Genomic DNA, 16,136 nt, shown 5'->3' on the forward strand with positions numbered 1-16,136 from the left:
CGGGTACCACGCTCGGGTGCTGCTCATCATCTTAAGGAGGGGACACCATGTCAAGTGCAGGGACAGAGACGAATCTCGCCAATCCCCGCGGCGGGCTTGGAAGAAGAATGGTTTCGGCCTTTCAGCATATGAAGCGGGACAGACAGCTGTTGATTTTGTTTATCCCGTGCCTGTTGTTTTATATTATTTTCCGATACGGGCCCCTGTACGGCTTAATCATTGCCTTCAAGGACTACAGCGTATTCACCGGCATCCTGGAGAGCGACTGGGTGGGGCTCAAGCATTTCGAGAAATTTTTTAACAGTCCAGATTTCTGGCTGTTGTTCAAGAATACGCTGCTTCTCGGCGTGTATAATCTCATTTTTGGTTTTCCTTTTCCCATCATTCTGGCGATTCTCTTGAACGAGGTCAGAGTGAAATGGTTCAAAAAGTCGGTTCAAACACTCAGCTATCTGCCTTCGTTCCTGTCGGTCGTCATTATCAGCAGCATGATCATCGACTTCCTGTCGCCCAATCAGGGGATCATTAACCAGCTTATCGCCGCGCTAGGCTTTGAGAAGACATACTTTCTCATAGAACCGAGCTGGTTTAGAACCATCTATGTTTCCTCGGATATATGGGCAACCGTCGGTTATGAGGCCATTATCTATATGGCTGCTATCGCAGGGATCAGCCCGTCGCTCTACGAAGCGGCCAAGGTGGATGGTGCCAAAAGACGCCACATGATCTTCAGAATTACGATTCCCGCCATTCTTCCAACGATTATTATCATGTTTGTCTTGAAGACGGGATCGATGCTCCGGATCGGATACGAGAAGGTACTGCTGCTTTATAATCCGATGACCTACGAGGTAGCGGACGTATTCTCGACTTATGTCTACCGGAAAGGCCTTCTGGAGAGCAACTATAGCTATGGCGCGGCCGTGGGCTTGTTCGAAGCCGTTGTCGCCATGATATTGCTGCTGTCCTCCAACTACTTCAGCAAGCGACTGGGAGGTAGCGGACTATGGTAAACAACAAACGATTCAGCCTTCGAAACATCTCGTTATTCGGCATTATCAACACGCTGATTCTGACATGCCTTGCCATTATTACCGTGTACCCCGTCGTCTATATCACCGCCGTTTCCCTCAGTGCGACCTCTGAAGTGGTGCAAGGAAATATCACCTTGTTTCCCAAGGGTTTTAATCTCGACGCCTATTCCCAGGTGCTGAACGACGACCGGGTGCCGCGCGCCTATCTGAACACGATTTTTTATACCGCGCTCGGTACGGCCATTAACCTGCTGCTTACGGCGGTAGCGGCTTATCCGCTCGCTCGCAAAAATTTCTTCGGGCGCAAGTTTTTCCTGCTGGCGATCATCATGACCATGTTCCTGAATCCGGGGATCATTCCGAACTACCTGATCGTATCCGAGCTTGGCCTGCTGGACAGCGTATGGGCACTCGTGCTTCCGAATGCGATCTGGACCTTTGAGCTGTTAATCCTCAAAAGCTTCTACGAGAACATGTCGGAATCCCTGCGCGAGGCAGCCGTCGTCGACGGCGCTTCCGAGTACCGCATCCTGTTCCAGATTGTGCTTCCGCTGTCCAAACCGGCGCTGGCCTCGATCGGATTGTTTTATTTCATGGGCCATTGGAACAGCTTCTTTATCCCGCTGATTTATCTGAATGACGCGAATATGTATCCGCTCCAGGTCGTGCTTAGGGATATGCTGATTTTCAGCGAGAACGGCAGCAACCCGAGTCTGGTGGATGCGTCGGCGCTTGCTCCGCAAGCCATGAAGAATGCAACCATCGTGCTGTCGATGATTCCGGTGCTGCTGATCTATCCGTTTGCCCAGAAGTATTTTGCCAAAGGGGTCATGCTAGGTTCCGAGAAGGGATAACGGGGAGGTGACGAGGGCTTTCATGTTGAATATGAAGGGATGACATCCAAGAGAGGTGAATCCGTATGAATCGATTGATCGCCAACAGAGGTTTGCTCCAGATTTTCTTCGCTCTGCAACTGGTCGTCGGCATCATGTTCATATTCAATTACATTGTGTACAAGAATTCCATTACCGGAATTTACGACAAGGTGAGCGAGAACAACCGGATGGTGATCAGAAATATCATTCAGTCGTTTGATACCAGTTTCTCCTCCGTAAACAACCTGATTTTTAATATCCATGCGCTTCCTTCAGATCGGATGCTGATGGAGAACGGCATGCTGGACATGGAGAAAGTCATCTCCTTGCAGGACAGCGTCTCCAGCATTGTGTCCAACGTGGACATCGTGGAGGATGTGGTCATCTCGTTCGACAATCATGATTTGGCCATTACGACGCGCGGAACCAGCAACCTCGACGCCTTGTTTGACAGGCGGTACAAGTCCCAGAAGTTCAACTCGATGTTCTGGAAGACGTTTACCCGATCGGAGCACGAGCTTACCATCTTTCCGGCAGAGGTTTATGCGGATCAGAGCAGCGGATATGGCCGTAATTTGATGATAGCCGTGGACGGCAACAAGGTCAGGATGTCGAACAAAAACCTCATGGTCCTGATCAACGTGAACCGGCTGCTGAAAGGGATCGATTTGAACTCGATGATTCCCGGCGCCTCGCTCATCGTGCTGGATGCGAACCGGAATGTCATCTTGAGCACCGAGAAGGATCTGGATTTGGTAGGCATTCTGAACGACGTATACTTTAACCCGTCGCAGGAAGCCTCCCTCACGCACGACGATTTTGAGTACAATTTCTACAAATCGGACTATAACGGTTTTATATATATCAATAAATTGCCGTATAAGTTTCAAAATATCGATTCCGTCACGAATGCCAATACCTGGATTATGTACGGCGCGATTGCGTTAAACGTCATCTTGTCGGTGCTGCTCAGCATCTATCTGTACCGGCCGGTGAAGAACATTGTGCAGCTGCTCGGAGGCAGTTCTCTGAAAGGGAATGATTTTGTAAAAATCCAGAGCGGCATCATCAAGGTCCAGCGGGAGAATGAATCCCTGAAGAAGCAGATGGACCTGGTGGATGAGGATATTCGCCGCGGCGTGTTTCTGCAAACGCTGGATGGCCATCACCATTCGCGCGAGCAGGAAATGCAGATGCAGAAGCATTACACGCATTTTTTCCAGTGCCGGCATTTCATGATGGCGGCCGTGTATTTGCAGCCTGCCGGCAAGGGAGCGGCCCAGACGGACTTTGTCCTGGAGGAGTTGACGGCCCAGATTCGAAGCAGCCTGCAGGAACGCTATGAACATGTGGTGGTTTATCATGTGGAAGAACTGAGATTCCTTGCGCTTATCGGTTTGGATCAGCCGTCGGACCGCAAGCAACTGGTACGGAAATTCGAAGACTATATCCGTCTGTGCAACCAGGAGTATACGGATATGTTCAGGGTATGGGGCTGCGTTAGCCGGACATATGAGTCCAAGATCAGCAACTGCTGCGAGGCATACCGGAATATTAAGGATGGCCGGTTATACCGGAATGTGAAGGCAGACACGGATATGGTCGACACGGAGCAAATCCGCTACGTCCCGGATATTTATTATCCGCTTCAGCAGATTGAGAAGCTGAGCAACTGCATGCTGAGCGGCAAGGTGGACGAAGGACTCCAGATCGTGAGTGACATTGTTCAGCAGAATGCCGATCTTCACATCCATCATCATCAGCTGGTGCACATTGCGAAGAGTATGTTCTTTCTCGTCATGAAGCAGGCGGACTCGCCGTCCGTTGATCGCAATGAGCTGTTTCGGCTGGAGAGTGATTTCATCCGCAAGGTCGATCAAGCCTACACCTATGAAGAGATTCAGAAGGCGCTGATGGAAGTGATGCGCGTGGTGGCCAATACGCGGAACCATGATCCGCGGAGCAAGCTGAATCCCGCCTTCATCTCCCAATATATCGAACTTCATTATATGGAGAATCTGTATTTGGACCATATGGCTGAAGTGCTGGATACCAGCTCGAAATATTTCTCGAATTATTTCAAGAAGACATTCGGCGTCAATTATGTGGAGTATTTGAACAAGGTCCGACTATCGCACGCACGTGAATATCTCCGGAACACGGATCTCAGCATTGCCGAAATCGGAGAGAAGACGGGGTATTCGAACTCTTCCACATTTACGACGACGTTTAAGAAGTATAGCGGCGTATCGCCCAGCGAATATCGGAAAGCATCAGGAAAATAAGAGGTGGAGCAGGAGGGTTCATATTGAAGGCAGTTGCCACGATTCATGGAAAAGTGATCGTTGATCAAATCGAGAAGCCGGCTGAATTGCCGGCAGGCCATGTGCGGATTCGTACCGAATACTCGGCGGTCAGCCCGGGCACGGAGATGATTTTTATACGAAGAGCATCGGATCAGAAGGTCATTATGGGTTACAGCGCTGTTGGAATTGTCGAAGACATGGGGGAAGGCGTGCAGGGGCTAACCGTTGGTCAACGGGTGGCCTGTTATGGGGCTCCTTACGTACGCCATGCCCAGTGGCTTACAGTGCCTTCCAACCTAACAGCGATGGTTCCGGATGGCGTAGATCCGCAGGAAGCGGCTTTTGCGGGACTGGGAGCGATTGCGATCCATGCCCTGCGGGTGGCGGATCTGCGCTTTGGCGAATCGGTCGTGGTGGTCGGACTTGGCATCCTGGGGCAGATCATTGCCCAGGTCGCGCACGCGGCGGCTTGCCCGGTTGCAGGATTTGACCTGAACCCGGAGCGGGTGCAGGGGATGAAGCGGCATATTCCTTATGCCTATGATAATCGGGAGCAGCTTGAGGAGCAGATTCAGGTTATGACGGGCGGATATGGAGCCGACAGCATTATTCTGTGCGCAAGCGGTCCTGGGGAGGAACTCATCAACTCTTCGATGTCATGGATTCGGGATAAGGGAAAAATCGTCATTGTCGGCGATTTGTCCATGACTTACGCCCGGGACCGGATGTTTGGCAAGGAGGCGCAGGTGCTCATATCTCGAGCAGGCGGTCCGGGCCGTTACGACGCAAGCTATGAACTCAACAATACGGATTACCCGATCGGCTTTGTGCGCTGGACGGAAGGCCGCAACATCGCCGAGTATATTCGTCTGTTGGCGGAAGGGAGAATATCGGTTAAACCGCTGATCTCGCATGTGGTCCCCGTGGATGAAGCGGACAAGGCTTATGAGCGGTATGGCCCTGGATCAACGACGCTGGGGACGATATTTAACTACGCGGACAACGCTTGAGTTCCGGGAATGGGATTCCGGCACAGGAATGGAAGAGGAAACATGATAGCTGTCTTTCCGAGCAGTGATGGCGCTGCAGAAAGGCGGCTTTTTGCTTGCGTCGGAATCAATTCCGTCAAACTATTAATTTACAATAATATACAATTCTATTATACTAGTAGTAGATATGAATAATATCTTTTGTTATATGGAGGCAGTTACATATCTAATTTTCTTGGTATTAATACATATAAGCAGCGTTCCTCGTTTCCATCGATTATTGGAAGGGTGGTGGTTGATTCGAAACTGGTTTACCAGGCTGTAGTGGTAATGGCTTTCCAATTCGAAAAACTAAAGGAGCGAAGCGTGATGAAAGTATTCCGAAATTCGATCATCCGTAAGTCTGCTGTGTTGTTCTGCGCTGTTCTACTGATCTTGCCAGCCGGATTGTCTCTGGCGGCCAACAAGCCGTTTCCCCAGCATACGTCGTATACGAGCGGTTCGATTAAACCGAACAATGTGACGCAGTCAGCGATGGACAATGCGGTCAAGAGCAAATGGAACAGCTGGAAAGGGTCTTTCCTGAAGCCTGCAGCGACAGGGCAATATTACGTAAAATACAATTCGGCGGGCGAGACGGTGTCCGAGGCTCATGGCTACGGGATGCTCTTCACCGTTCTGATGGCGGGATACGATAGTAATGCCCAGTCGTATTTCGACGGACTTTATCGCTATTATAAAGCGCATCCGAGTAATAACAATCCGTATCTGATGGCTTGGAAGCAGAACAGCAGCTTTCAGAATATAGGGGGAGCCAATTCGGCAACGGACGGCGATATGGACATTGCCTACGCACTCCTGCTTGCGGACAAGCAGTGGGGAAGCAGCGGGGCGATCAATTACCTGCAGGCAGCAAAGGATATGATCAATGCCATCATGAGCAATGACGTTAATCAGTCGCAGTGGACGCTGCGCTTAGGCGATTGGGCAACAAGCGGCATCTTCGACACCGCTACGCGGCCATCGGATTTCATGCTGAACCATATGAAGGCATTCCGTGCGGCTACCGGCGATGCCCGCTGGGATAACGTCATTAATAAAACCTATACCATCATCAACTCCATCTATAACGGCTACAGCTCCAATACCGGCTTGCTTCCGGATTTCGTAGTCATGTCGGGCAGCAATTATCAGCCTGCAGAAGCGGGATTCCTGGAGGGGGCAAATGACGGGAAGTATTATTATAATTCGTCCCGGACCCCTTGGCGGATTACGACCGACTATCTGATGACCGGCGATACGCGCGCGCTGAATCAATTGAACAAGATGAACACGTTCATTAAATCAGCCACAAGCAGCAGTCCTGCCAACATCAAGGCAGGGTATAACCTGAACGGCAGTGCACTGGTGACTTATAATAGTGGGGCGTTCTATGCTCCTTTTGGCGTAAGTGCGATGACTTCGTCCAGCCACCAGAGCTGGCTGAATTCGGTATGGAGTTACACGGCGAATGCATCCGCCGAGGGATATTATGAGGAAAGCATCAAGCTGTTCTCGATGATCGTCATGTCGGGTAACTGGTGGACATATTAACGCATAACGCCCTTTAATTTTATATAAACATAAAACAAAACCCTGATCCGCATTGGATCAGGGTTTTGTTAGGTCTTTCCTACCAATAATTGATTTGTAGCCATAAATAATAAGAATTTGCATTGATATTTCATGCCGAGCAGTGTTAATATCTTATCAAATATAAAACATTTTATATTAATCTAAATTAAACAGCGACGAATTTACGAAACTAAACATCTTGGTTTTTCATTTATGTAAGGGTTTACAAAAAACGGGGACGAAGGGAGAATCATATGCACAAGAGCATGCTGAGTAAGACGGCTGCGGCAGGGATAGCCGCAGTTTTAATGGTGGGAGGTTTAGGCGCTTCAGGCCAAGGACCTGCAGTGAGCGGTCCTGAGGTATACGCGCAGGAGGCGCAGGAGACGCAGGTGAAGAAGGGAGAGAAAGCGCCTATATTCCGAGAGGCATCCGTCCATGATCCGTCCGTCATCAAGACAGGGGATATATACTATGTGTTCGGTTCTCATCTGGCCGCCGCCAAATCGAAGGATTTGATGAGCTGGAACATGGTGGCGTCGGGTGTCTCGAATGGCAACCCGCTGATTCCGAACGTGACGGAGGAATTGAAAGAAACGCTGGAATGGGCACAGAGCGATACCTTGTGGGCAGCGGATGTGATTCAGCTTGCCGACGGCAAATTCTATATGTACTACAATGCTTGCAAAGGGGATTCCCCCCGCTCGGCTATGGGCATCGCTGTAGCCGATCAGATCGAAGGCCCGTATAAGGACACCGGCATTATTCTGAAATCCGGCATGTGGGACGAGATCAGTGAGGATGGAACCGTCTATGATGCAACGAAGCACCCGAATGTGGTGGATCCGGATGTGTTCTTTGATAAGAACGGCAAGCTGTGGATGGTATACGGCTCCTATTCCGGCGGGATTTTTATAATGGAGCTGGATCCTAAGACCGGAAAACCGCTGCCTGGACAGGGATACGGCAAGAAGCTGCTCGGCGGCAACCACAGCCGGATTGAAGGGCCGTACATGCTCTACAACCCGACCACGGACTATTACTACCTGTATTTGTCCTACGGGGGATTGGATGCGGTTGGCGGCTACAATATGCGGGTCGTCCGCTCCAAAAATCCGGATGGTCCTTTTTACGATGCGGAGGGCAACGATATGAGAGAGGTGAAGGCCGATCCTTCCCTTCCGATTTTTGATGACCGATCGATTGAGCCGTATGGCGTGAAACTGATGGGCAACTACTTGTTCAAGCGCTTGATCGGCGATCCGGGAACGGGGATCGGCACCGGGGCTGTATCGCCGGGCCATAACTCCGTCTATTATGATGAACAGAGCGGAAGAACATTCCTAATCTTTCACAGCCGCTTTCCGCAGCGGGGAGAAGAGCATGAAATCCGGGTGCATGAATTGTATATGAACCAGGACGGCTGGCCGGTAGCGGCTCCATACCGCTATGCGGGTGAGGAAGCCAAAGAAGCCAAGAAAATTACGCCGAATGATGCAGCCGGAGACTACAAGCTGATTCAACATGGGAAAGATATTTCGTCCGTTATTAAAGAATCGATGCCGATTGAGCTTCATAAGAACGGTGAAGTGACGGGCGGAGCATCCGGGACATGGAAGATCAGCGGCAAGCGGGATGTGCTGCTTACTCTGGATGGAAAGAGTTATAAAGGCGTACTGACTCTGCAGTGGGACCCGGAAGGGAAGCGGCAGGCGATGACCTTTACGGCTCTCTCGGCCGATGGCACAGCTGTGTGGGGCGCACGTCAGCTTGATCGAAGCGACAAGGAACTCGTGGATGCCGTGCAGAAGGACCTGTCTCTCGGGGATGTGAGCGGGGTTTTCTACGATCTTGATCTGCCGTCAGAGGGTTCCGGCGGTGCGGTTATTCGCTGGAGTTCCTCTCATTCCCAGGTCGTATCAGCGGAAGGGAAGGTCCATCGTCCTGCTGCCGGGGCCGGGGACGCGAAGGTTACGCTGACCGCTCAGATTACGAAAGGCAAAGCGAAGACTTCCAAGACCTTTGACGTGACCGTGTTGCAGCAGTCAGCAGGGCCGCTGCTGCTGAATTATCCATTCAGTGAGAATGAGGGCGGCTCGGTATTAGACAACTCGGATAATGGATTTCATGGCAAGGTCCTTGGAGGAGTCCAGTGGAATGAGAAGAGCCGGCAGGGAGGCGGAATGGACTTTGGCGGCTCGGACGGCTATATTGAACTGCCGAATCGGGTTGCGGATACAGAGGACTTTACCTTTGCTGCTTGGGTGTATTGGAAGGGTGGAGCACCGTGGCAGAGAGTGTTGGACGTAGGGAACGGACTTGCCAGGCATATGTTTCTGACACCATCCCAGCATTCGGGCGTTCTTCAATTCACGCTTCATGGCAGCATGGGAGATCAGAGCCTCCTGTCAAAGGCACCACTGCCGAGCAATGAATGGACGCACGTTGCGGTCACGCTGCAAGGGGATGCCGGTAAGCTGTACGTGAACGGTCAAGCCGTAGCATCCGGTGATCATATGAAGCTGAATCCGAATGAACTGCTGGCATCGGAAGCTTATTTAGGTAAAAGCCGTTTTGCGGCCGACCCTTATTTTAACGGGAGCTTGGATGAGGTGCGGATTTACAACGTGGCGCTAACCGACAGCGAAATCAAGAAGCTGGCGGAATGACTTTACACGATGAATCATGAGTTATGCGTGCAGACTACCGTCTGCACGCTTTTTGTATTGGCGTTTAAATAAACGGTTGACAGGAGGATGTATTTCATATATCTTAATATTAAGTTAAGTGACTATATAAAAGTTAGTTGATTGAAAGGGGTAAGTTTAAAGTGTTTAAACGTTAGCGAAGATGAAGCTGGTTAATCATTCTATATGTATATATCTTTAAATCAAGATATCGGTGAACGGTGTCGATGGATTTCTATAAATTATGAAAATGAAAAATAAAATGGAGGCGATTAAAATGGCTATAGATATTGGATTGTTGTTACTTCGTTTGGTGGTTGGTTTGTCGTTCATGGCGCACGGCGCGCAGAAGCTGTTTGGATGGTTTGGCGGTTACGGCCCCAAAGGGACCGGCGGCTGGATGGAATCGGTTGGCATTAAGCCTGGTGTCACAATTGCGGTGTTGTCAGGACTGATGGAGCTGGTTGGCGGGCTGTTGTTCGCGGCTGGATTTCTCACGGTGCTCGGTGCAGCGCTCATCACGCTGACGATGCTGGGCGCAATCGTGAAGGTGCATGGCCGAAACGGGTATTGGTCTACAGCGAATGGGTACGAGTATAATCTGCTGTTGATCGCAGTCGCAGTTGCACTGGTATTCACGGGTGCGGGTGCATATTCACTGGATGCGGTAATCTTTAACTAATCGATGATGGAGGCGTGCGGATATGAGTGATCTGACAACATTAATTAAGAGCCGGAGATCGGCCAATCGGTTTATGGAAGGGATCGAAATTCCGGATCAGGATTTGAATGATATATTTAATGAAGTTAAATATGCGCCTTCGGCTTTTAATTTGCAGCATACACACTATGTTGTAGTTAAGGATCCCGATGTCAAGCACAAGGTTTACGAAGCCGCCCACAAGCAGCATAAGATACTCACCGCGTCGGCCGTCATCGTTGTGCTGGGGAACCGGCAGGCCTACCGGGAAATCGGGAGAATGAATGAGGGTTTCCTGAATTTGGGCGTGATCGACAAGCTCGAATATGACATGACGGTTGAATCCGTCACGAACTTTTATGAAGCGGGCGGAGAATCCTTCATGAGGGATGAAGCCATCCGCAATGCCAGCCTATCCGCGATGTTAATGATGATGGTGGCTAAAGACAAGGGGTGGGATACCTGCCCGATGATCGGTTTTGATCCCGAGATTCTGCAGAAGGAACTGAACATTCCGGATTCTTATGTGCCTGCCATGCTGATCGCGATTGGCAAGGAGGATGCAAGAAAGCCACGTCCCCGGGGCTATCGCAAGCCTGTATTGGAATTTGTAAGCTATAATCAATTTTAAATGATGCATAATATGAGAAGGAGCTCCCACTGCAGGTCTTTAGATCTGGCGGGAGCTTTTTTTCATCTACAATGATAAACATTCCCCTCTGTTATGACGATGATGATTATAAAGAGATCGGTGCAGCGCCAATCCTAAATACGATTGTATTCGTTATATATGGAGGTGAATGAAGTGAAGACGAGGAAGAGGCCGTATCTGCGATCCGGACAGATCCTAATTATGGCTGTCATGACGATGATGTTAATGGTGGCATGCACGAAGGAGGTACCGGAATCCGTATCCGTACAGCAAACCGCCGCCAAGCTGAGCGCAGGAGAAGCCGGGAATGCATCGGAAATGCAGCCGCCAACTAGGGAGAGTTTGCGTACGGCATTCCATTCGGAAGAGCAAAGCCATCACCAGGTTAAGCAAGAAGTAGAGCCGCCAGCGGGGGAGTCCAACCATGATCCGATTCAAGCGGTTCTCAACATGTATGAGGCGCTTCAGGCTAACGATTCTGCATCGTATTTCCGTCATGCTGACATTGCGAGCGTCCGTATGTCCCCCGCCATGCTGAAGGTGCTGTTCGAAGAGGCCGGCAAACGTGAGGTGAGACCGGAACGATTCAAGCTTTTTGATAAGGAGGGGCTGGATGGGGAAAGTCGCCAGCTGCTATCACTTACGTACGGCAGCCAGGCCGAGGTTGTGCTGGAGGAGCTAAGTCAGGGCGATCATAACTTGTGGTTTGTGACGGCGTTCCCGGATGGGCTTAAAGTGGTGGAGCAATCCACGATCTACCCCGGAGCCTATGAGCTTGGAAGAGAGGCGACAATGGAAGAGCTTATCGCTATAGAGATCCAGCATACGGCGGAAGACAGGACATTTCTGGCAGCAAAAGCGAAGCAGCCTGTATGGAGTCCGGTACAGACCGTTTCCTTGCTGTATCAGGCAGCACAGGCGGAGGATGCGGAAACCTTTTATGCGATATCGGGTGGAGACGAGGGATACTTTTCGGGTCAGTACGTCCGGGACATGGTGGAATTTACGGAATGGATGAGAGCTTTTGAAAGCGTGCAGCATATTTCAATCGAATCGGTTCCGCAGGAGAATTTGGCTGGGAGTTATAGAGAAGAATATAATAAAAGCTTTGGCGACGCATGGCGATTCATTGTGGCTTGGGACCCGAAGGATGAAGCAGGATACCAAGGGACATACTGGATTATGGCGCCTGGCGAAGACGGAATTCGATATGTGGTAAAGCAGACGCTTACTGCCAATCTGGAATCATTTTTTAGATGAGGAATAAATACATACATAAACCTTAGTAAACATAGAAGCCCCGCTCATCAGAGCAGGGTTTCTATGTTATCGTCATGACCTTGGCAAATTACGGCTGAAGATTTTGGAGCATATCCATCGTTTCGTTAATTTTAGTGATGGTTTGAACGATGTTGGAATTCTGGAAGTCGGTCACTCCGTTCTGGATTTGATCCATGTAGCCGTTGATGTCGGTCAGCAGCGTGTCGTTTAAACCGACCAGCTGTTCATGGATGGACTGCGCAAAGGCAGGGGCATCAATGCCATTAAACTCCGAAATCCGGGTTTTCATCGCCTCGAGCTCTTGGGTCAGCGTTTCCTTGGCATCTGTATTCGTGGCGGCCTGCTGGGCAAGCTCCGGAATGGACTCGGCAAATTGGGTTGTTTCATTTATAAAAGTGGTGGCTTCCTTCGTATAATCCAAGGAATTGTTCACGCTGTCCACCAAGGAACAGCCGGAGAGAACTCCCAGAACAAGTGAAATCAACATTAATCTTTTGATCATTTCTCATCCTCCTGTCGTCTAAACGCAGTTCTTATACGTTGTATACGTATGGCAAGGAGAATGGTTGTATTTTTTTCGTAGTCTCCTTTTTGGATGATTATGTATTAGACGAGGAGGATTTCGCCATTGTTGCAGCGTTACTTGGAAAAAATTCTATGCTAGATGGCTCCGAGGAGAATTAAGTATCAAATTCTTAGTTTCTGCCGGAAGCGCAAATACCCCGCAAGCCAAAATGGCTGCGGAGCAGGGTTGAACCTGGGCGCGCGTATCGCGGGTCGATGCATTTTTCACGATGATGGTCAGTAGTCCGGGATAGAAGCAGGAACATCAGACCAGATTAGATCTGTCTTGCTTCCAGTCGTTTGGCGATGACGGACAGAAGATAATTCAGCGTGAAGTACAGCAAGGACGCAAAAACAAGGGCGGGTATAACATAGTCATAGCTGGAACCACTAAGAATCTGCACATTGCGCATCAGCTCAGGCAGTGAAATGATCACGGCGAGCGATGTGTCTTTAATGAGCGAGATGAACTGGCTCACCATGGGCGGGGACATTCGGCGCAGCGCCAGCGGGAGAATCACGTGCCGCAGTGTCTGCATATAAGAGAGACCTGATGCCCGGGCCGCTTCAATCTGGCCTTTATCCACCGATACGAGGCCGCTGCGGACAATTTCGGCGATCATGGCTCCTTCAAAGATGCTCAAGCCGACGACGGCCGCCCAGAAGGTAGGGATTCGAATCCCGGTCTGCGGCAGAACCATGCCGATGAAGAAAATGATCAGCAAGAGCGGCAGATTGCGGATTATATCCACGAATATGGCCGTTGTCCTCGACAGGAAGGGTGTTTTCGTATATCTCACGGTCCCGAGCACGGTTCCAATGATGAAGCTGAATACAATGGATAAGCCGGCAACCTGCACCGTGATCCAAAAGCCTTGAAGGAGATATCGCAGATTCGGCCAGGAGTACGCACCGATAAAATCCATCTCATGCCACCTCCTGTTTATTAGGCAAACTTGCGTTTAACGTCAATTGCTTCTCGCAAAGCGGCGCTCCATGTAATGGACGGCCAGGCTGAGCGGTATGGTCAGGAGCAGGTAGAACAGGGCCACAAACGTATAGACGGGAATGCCTTTAAAGGTGCTCAGGTTAATCAGATCGGCATAATACATCAGGTCCAGTCCGGCGATAACGCCGAGGACCGAGGAGTTTTTGACCAGATTGATCAATTGGTTGCCGATCGCCGGCAGTACGATTTTGATCGCCTGCGGAAGAATGATGTAGCGCATATTCTGGATATAACTCAGCCCGGAGGAGCGAGCCGCCTCCGACTGTCCGGAGGGTACCGCCTGGATCCCCGCCCGAATGGCTTCGGCAATGAAGGCGGCCGTATACACCATCAGCCCAAGCGTACCCGAAGTAAACGGGTCAACCGGTATGCCGAGAGAGGGCAGGCCCAGGAAAAAGAAAAAGACAACCACCAATAGCGGAATGTTGCGGATAAACTCAACATAGGTGGCGCCGATGGCTTTCAATATGCGGAATGGGGCAATCCGCAGGATGGCGATCAAGGTGCCCAGCACCAGGCTGCCGATCAGCCCAAGCAGGCTGGCGAGAATGGTCTGGCCCAGGCCAGCCATGAATTGATCCCAATGCTGAACCAGAATGTTAAAATCCCACAAGGTCAAAATGCCTCACCTCCAATGGGGGATGATGGTCGTTAAGCCGGTCAAAAGTAGCCAGGCTGTTCCGCCCGATAATAGGGGGGAACCTGATTGGAGCCATGACACCTTAAGCCCGGCCGACCATTATATGCTTGCGGTTATTCCGGTTTTACGCCCATCCATTGCTCATACAGTTTGTCGTATTCGCCGCTATCCTTCAGCTCCTTCAACAGCTCGTTGACGGTTTTCACGAACTCCGGATTCCCTTTTTTGATGGCCATGCCGTAGGGTTCATCCGTAAAGTTGCCGCCGACCAGCTCAAAGCTCGGGTCCTGCTGCTGCATGCCGAGGAGGATGGAATTGTCGGTGGTCAGGGCATCGCCCTGTCCCGCTTTGAGGGCGGTGAAGGCGTCCTGATAGTTCTCGAATTCGAGAATGACCGCGTCGGGCGCTTTCTCGCGGATATTTTGCGCAGAGGTAGAGCCCTTTACGGTAAGCACCTTCGTATCCTTGTTCAGGCTTTCCAGACCCGTGATCGGGCTTCCCTTCTTCACGAGCAGCGATTGGCCGGCTTCAAAATACACATCGCTGAAGTCCACCTGCTCCTTGCGCTCCTCCGTTATAGTCATCGTGGCGATAATGATGTCAATGTCCCCGTTCTTCAGCATGTCGATCCGGGTTTTGGAGGTAACCTCCTTCAGCTCGACTTTGGTCTCGTCACCGAGAATTTTTTTGGCCAGCGCTTTGGCGATGTCGATATCAAAGCCCTCCACATTGCCGGAGGCAGGGTCCTGCAGCCCAAACAGCTTCGTATCATATTTCACCCCGGCTACAAGCTTGCCCCGTTTCTTGATCGCCTCGAGGGTGTCCGTATTCCCGGAACCTCCGCATCCGGATGCGACCAGCATGATGACTAAAGCTAGCAGGGCCGCGCTCCACTTGAAGGTCCTCGTCAATCTTTTCTTCATACACCAGATCCCCCTTAAAGATATGATTTCTCTTACTAAGCAAGCTCCTAAAGAGCCAAGCGGCAATTTCTTTCCGCCCCTACGCACCAAGTCCGGGTTAGTGATGCAGCAGGCGGCTCAGGAACGCCCGTGCTCTTTCTTCCCGCGGCTGATTGAAAAAATCGGAGGCGGGCGCATCCTCGATAATCCGGCCTTCGTCCATAAAGACGATTCGATCCGCGGCTTCGCGGGCGAAGCCCATCTCATGGGTAACCACGGCCATGGTCATGCCTTGGTGGGCGAGTGAACGCATGACATCCAGCACTTCGCCGATCATCTCCGGGTCGAGTGCGGACGTCGGTTCATCAAACAGCATAATCTTCGGGTTCATGGTCAATCCGCGGGCAATCGCAACCCGCTGCTGCTGGCCGCCTGAGAGCTGAGAGGGATAGCTGTCCGCTTTGTCCGCAATTCCGACTCGCTGCAGATACGTCATTGCTTTTTCCGTTGCCTCCGCTTTGGACATCCCCAGCACCTTCATGGGCGCGAGAATGATATTGTCGATCACCTTTTTGTGCGGGTACAGGTTGAAATGCTGGAAGACCATCCCGATATTTCGCCTGAACGTATTAATGTCGATCTTCTTGTCATGCAGCTTGACGCCATTCACGACAAGCTCGCCATCCGTAATGCTTTCGAGCCGATTGATGCACCGCAGCAGCGTGCTTTTACCTGAGCCGGAAGGTCCAACGATGACAACGACTTCCCCCTGGGAAATGGTCAGGTCGATTTCTTTCAGAACATGGAAGGTTCCGAAAAATTTGTTGACGCGGCTAAATTCAATCAGTAGAGATCCCCTCCTATTCACTTCGAATTGGACGCT

14 protein-coding genes are annotated in these 16,136 nt (G+C 50.8%); 9 read left to right on the top strand and 5 right to left on the bottom strand.

Annotated elements, in window-relative coordinates:
- Positions 1 to 47: 47 nt before the first annotated feature.
- The 9 genes from MKX98_RS02835 to MKX98_RS02875 all read left to right on the top strand — a co-directional run bounded on the left by MKX98_RS02835 (position 48) and on the right by MKX98_RS02875 (position 12,117).
- Positions 48 to 1,013, top strand: coding sequence for an ABC transporter permease subunit (locus MKX98_RS02835; protein WP_083397714.1), 966 nt, complete (start codon positions 48 to 50; stop codon positions 1,011 to 1,013).
- Positions 1,007 to 1,888 (top strand): carbohydrate ABC transporter permease, encoded by an 882-nt coding sequence (locus MKX98_RS02840; protein ID WP_304140721.1) that lies wholly within the window; start codon positions 1,007 to 1,009, stop codon positions 1,886 to 1,888. The genes MKX98_RS02835 and MKX98_RS02840 overlap by 7 nt, the downstream gene beginning before the upstream one ends.
- A 65-nt stretch (positions 1,889 to 1,953) precedes the next feature.
- Entirely contained in the window at positions 1,954 to 4,194 is a 2,241-nt protein-coding gene (locus MKX98_RS02845) for an AraC family transcriptional regulator (protein ID WP_339221342.1), read from the top strand.
- 23 nt (positions 4,195 to 4,217) lie between these two features.
- Entirely contained in the window at positions 4,218 to 5,225 is a 1,008-nt protein-coding gene (locus tag MKX98_RS02850) for a zinc-binding alcohol dehydrogenase (protein WP_339221344.1), read from the top strand.
- Positions 5,226 to 5,573: 348 nt separating this feature from the next.
- Positions 5,574 to 6,797 (top strand): glycosyl hydrolase family 8, encoded by a 1,224-nt coding sequence (locus MKX98_RS02855; protein ID WP_339221346.1) that lies wholly within the window; start codon positions 5,574 to 5,576, stop codon positions 6,795 to 6,797.
- 275 nt (positions 6,798 to 7,072) lie between these two features.
- Positions 7,073 to 9,487, top strand: a complete 2,415-nt coding sequence (locus tag MKX98_RS02860) for a LamG-like jellyroll fold domain-containing protein (protein WP_339221348.1) — start codon at positions 7,073 to 7,075, stop codon at positions 9,485 to 9,487.
- A gap of 295 nt (positions 9,488 to 9,782) precedes the next feature.
- Positions 9,783 to 10,187, top strand: coding sequence for a DoxX family protein (locus tag MKX98_RS02865; RefSeq protein ID WP_113059259.1), 405 nt, complete (start codon positions 9,783 to 9,785; stop codon positions 10,185 to 10,187).
- Positions 10,188 to 10,209: 22 nt separating this feature from the next.
- Positions 10,210 to 10,836, top strand: a complete 627-nt coding sequence (locus tag MKX98_RS02870) for a nitroreductase family protein (RefSeq protein ID WP_339221350.1) — start codon at positions 10,210 to 10,212, stop codon at positions 10,834 to 10,836.
- 174 nt (positions 10,837 to 11,010) lie between these two features.
- On the top strand, positions 11,011 to 12,117 hold the full coding sequence (locus MKX98_RS02875; RefSeq protein WP_339221352.1) for a hypothetical protein: 1,107 nt from the start codon (positions 11,011 to 11,013) through the stop codon (positions 12,115 to 12,117).
- A gap of 88 nt (positions 12,118 to 12,205) precedes the next feature.
- Here the strand turns inward: MKX98_RS02875 and MKX98_RS02880 are convergent, their stop codons facing one another.
- The 5 genes from MKX98_RS02880 to MKX98_RS02900 form a co-directional block, all read right to left on the bottom strand.
- Positions 12,206 to 12,640, bottom strand: a complete 435-nt coding sequence (locus tag MKX98_RS02880) for a DUF6376 family protein (RefSeq protein ID WP_194540667.1) — start codon at positions 12,638 to 12,640, stop codon at positions 12,206 to 12,208.
- A gap of 337 nt (positions 12,641 to 12,977) precedes the next feature.
- Positions 12,978 to 13,628: an amino acid ABC transporter permease gene (locus MKX98_RS02885; RefSeq protein ID WP_071222236.1), complete on the bottom strand. Its 651-nt coding sequence runs from the start codon at positions 13,626 to 13,628 to the stop codon at positions 12,978 to 12,980.
- Between the two features lie 42 nt (positions 13,629 to 13,670).
- On the bottom strand, positions 13,671 to 14,324 hold the full coding sequence (locus tag MKX98_RS02890) for an amino acid ABC transporter permease (RefSeq protein ID WP_339224298.1): 654 nt from the start codon (positions 14,322 to 14,324) through the stop codon (positions 13,671 to 13,673).
- A gap of 140 nt (positions 14,325 to 14,464) precedes the next feature.
- Positions 14,465 to 15,274: a transporter substrate-binding domain-containing protein gene (locus tag MKX98_RS02895; protein ID WP_194540669.1), complete on the bottom strand. Its 810-nt coding sequence runs from the start codon at positions 15,272 to 15,274 to the stop codon at positions 14,465 to 14,467.
- Positions 15,275 to 15,371: 97 nt separating this feature from the next.
- Positions 15,372 to 16,121, bottom strand: a complete 750-nt coding sequence (locus tag MKX98_RS02900; RefSeq protein WP_308116317.1) for an amino acid ABC transporter ATP-binding protein — start codon at positions 16,119 to 16,121, stop codon at positions 15,372 to 15,374.
- Positions 16,122 to 16,136: the final 15 nt, after the last annotated feature.

This window comes from Paenibacillus sp. FSL W7-1332 (assembly GCF_037969785.1).
In the GTDB taxonomy this organism is placed as follows: Bacteria; Bacillota; Bacilli; order Paenibacillales; family Paenibacillaceae; genus Paenibacillus_AQ.

What these genes read in the sequence shown, in the direction of transcription:
- MKX98_RS02835 (WP_083397714.1), top strand. Translation starts at nt 48, where the DNA reads ATGTCAAGTGCAGGGACAGAGACGAATCTCGCCAATCCCCGCGGCGGG.
- MKX98_RS02840 (WP_304140721.1), top strand. Translation starts at nt 1,007, where the DNA reads ATGGTAAACAACAAACGATTCAGCCTTCGAAACATCTCGTTATTCGGC.
- MKX98_RS02845 (WP_339221342.1), top strand. Translation starts at nt 1,954, where the DNA reads ATGAATCGATTGATCGCCAACAGAGGTTTGCTCCAGATTTTCTTCGCT.
- MKX98_RS02855 (WP_339221346.1), top strand. Translation starts at nt 5,574, where the DNA reads ATGAAAGTATTCCGAAATTCGATCATCCGTAAGTCTGCTGTGTTGTTC.
- MKX98_RS02860 (WP_339221348.1), top strand. Translation starts at nt 7,073, where the DNA reads ATGCACAAGAGCATGCTGAGTAAGACGGCTGCGGCAGGGATAGCCGCA.
- MKX98_RS02865 (WP_113059259.1), top strand. Translation starts at nt 9,783, where the DNA reads ATGGCTATAGATATTGGATTGTTGTTACTTCGTTTGGTGGTTGGTTTG.
- MKX98_RS02870 (WP_339221350.1), top strand. Translation starts at nt 10,210, where the DNA reads ATGAGTGATCTGACAACATTAATTAAGAGCCGGAGATCGGCCAATCGG.
- MKX98_RS02880 (WP_194540667.1), bottom strand. Translation starts at nt 12,640, where the DNA reads ATGATCAAAAGATTAATGTTGATTTCACTTGTTCTGGGAGTTCTCTCC.
- MKX98_RS02885 (WP_071222236.1), bottom strand. Translation starts at nt 13,628, where the DNA reads ATGGATTTTATCGGTGCGTACTCCTGGCCGAATCTGCGATATCTCCTT.
- MKX98_RS02895 (WP_194540669.1), bottom strand. Translation starts at nt 15,274, where the DNA reads ATGAAGAAAAGATTGACGAGGACCTTCAAGTGGAGCGCGGCCCTGCTA.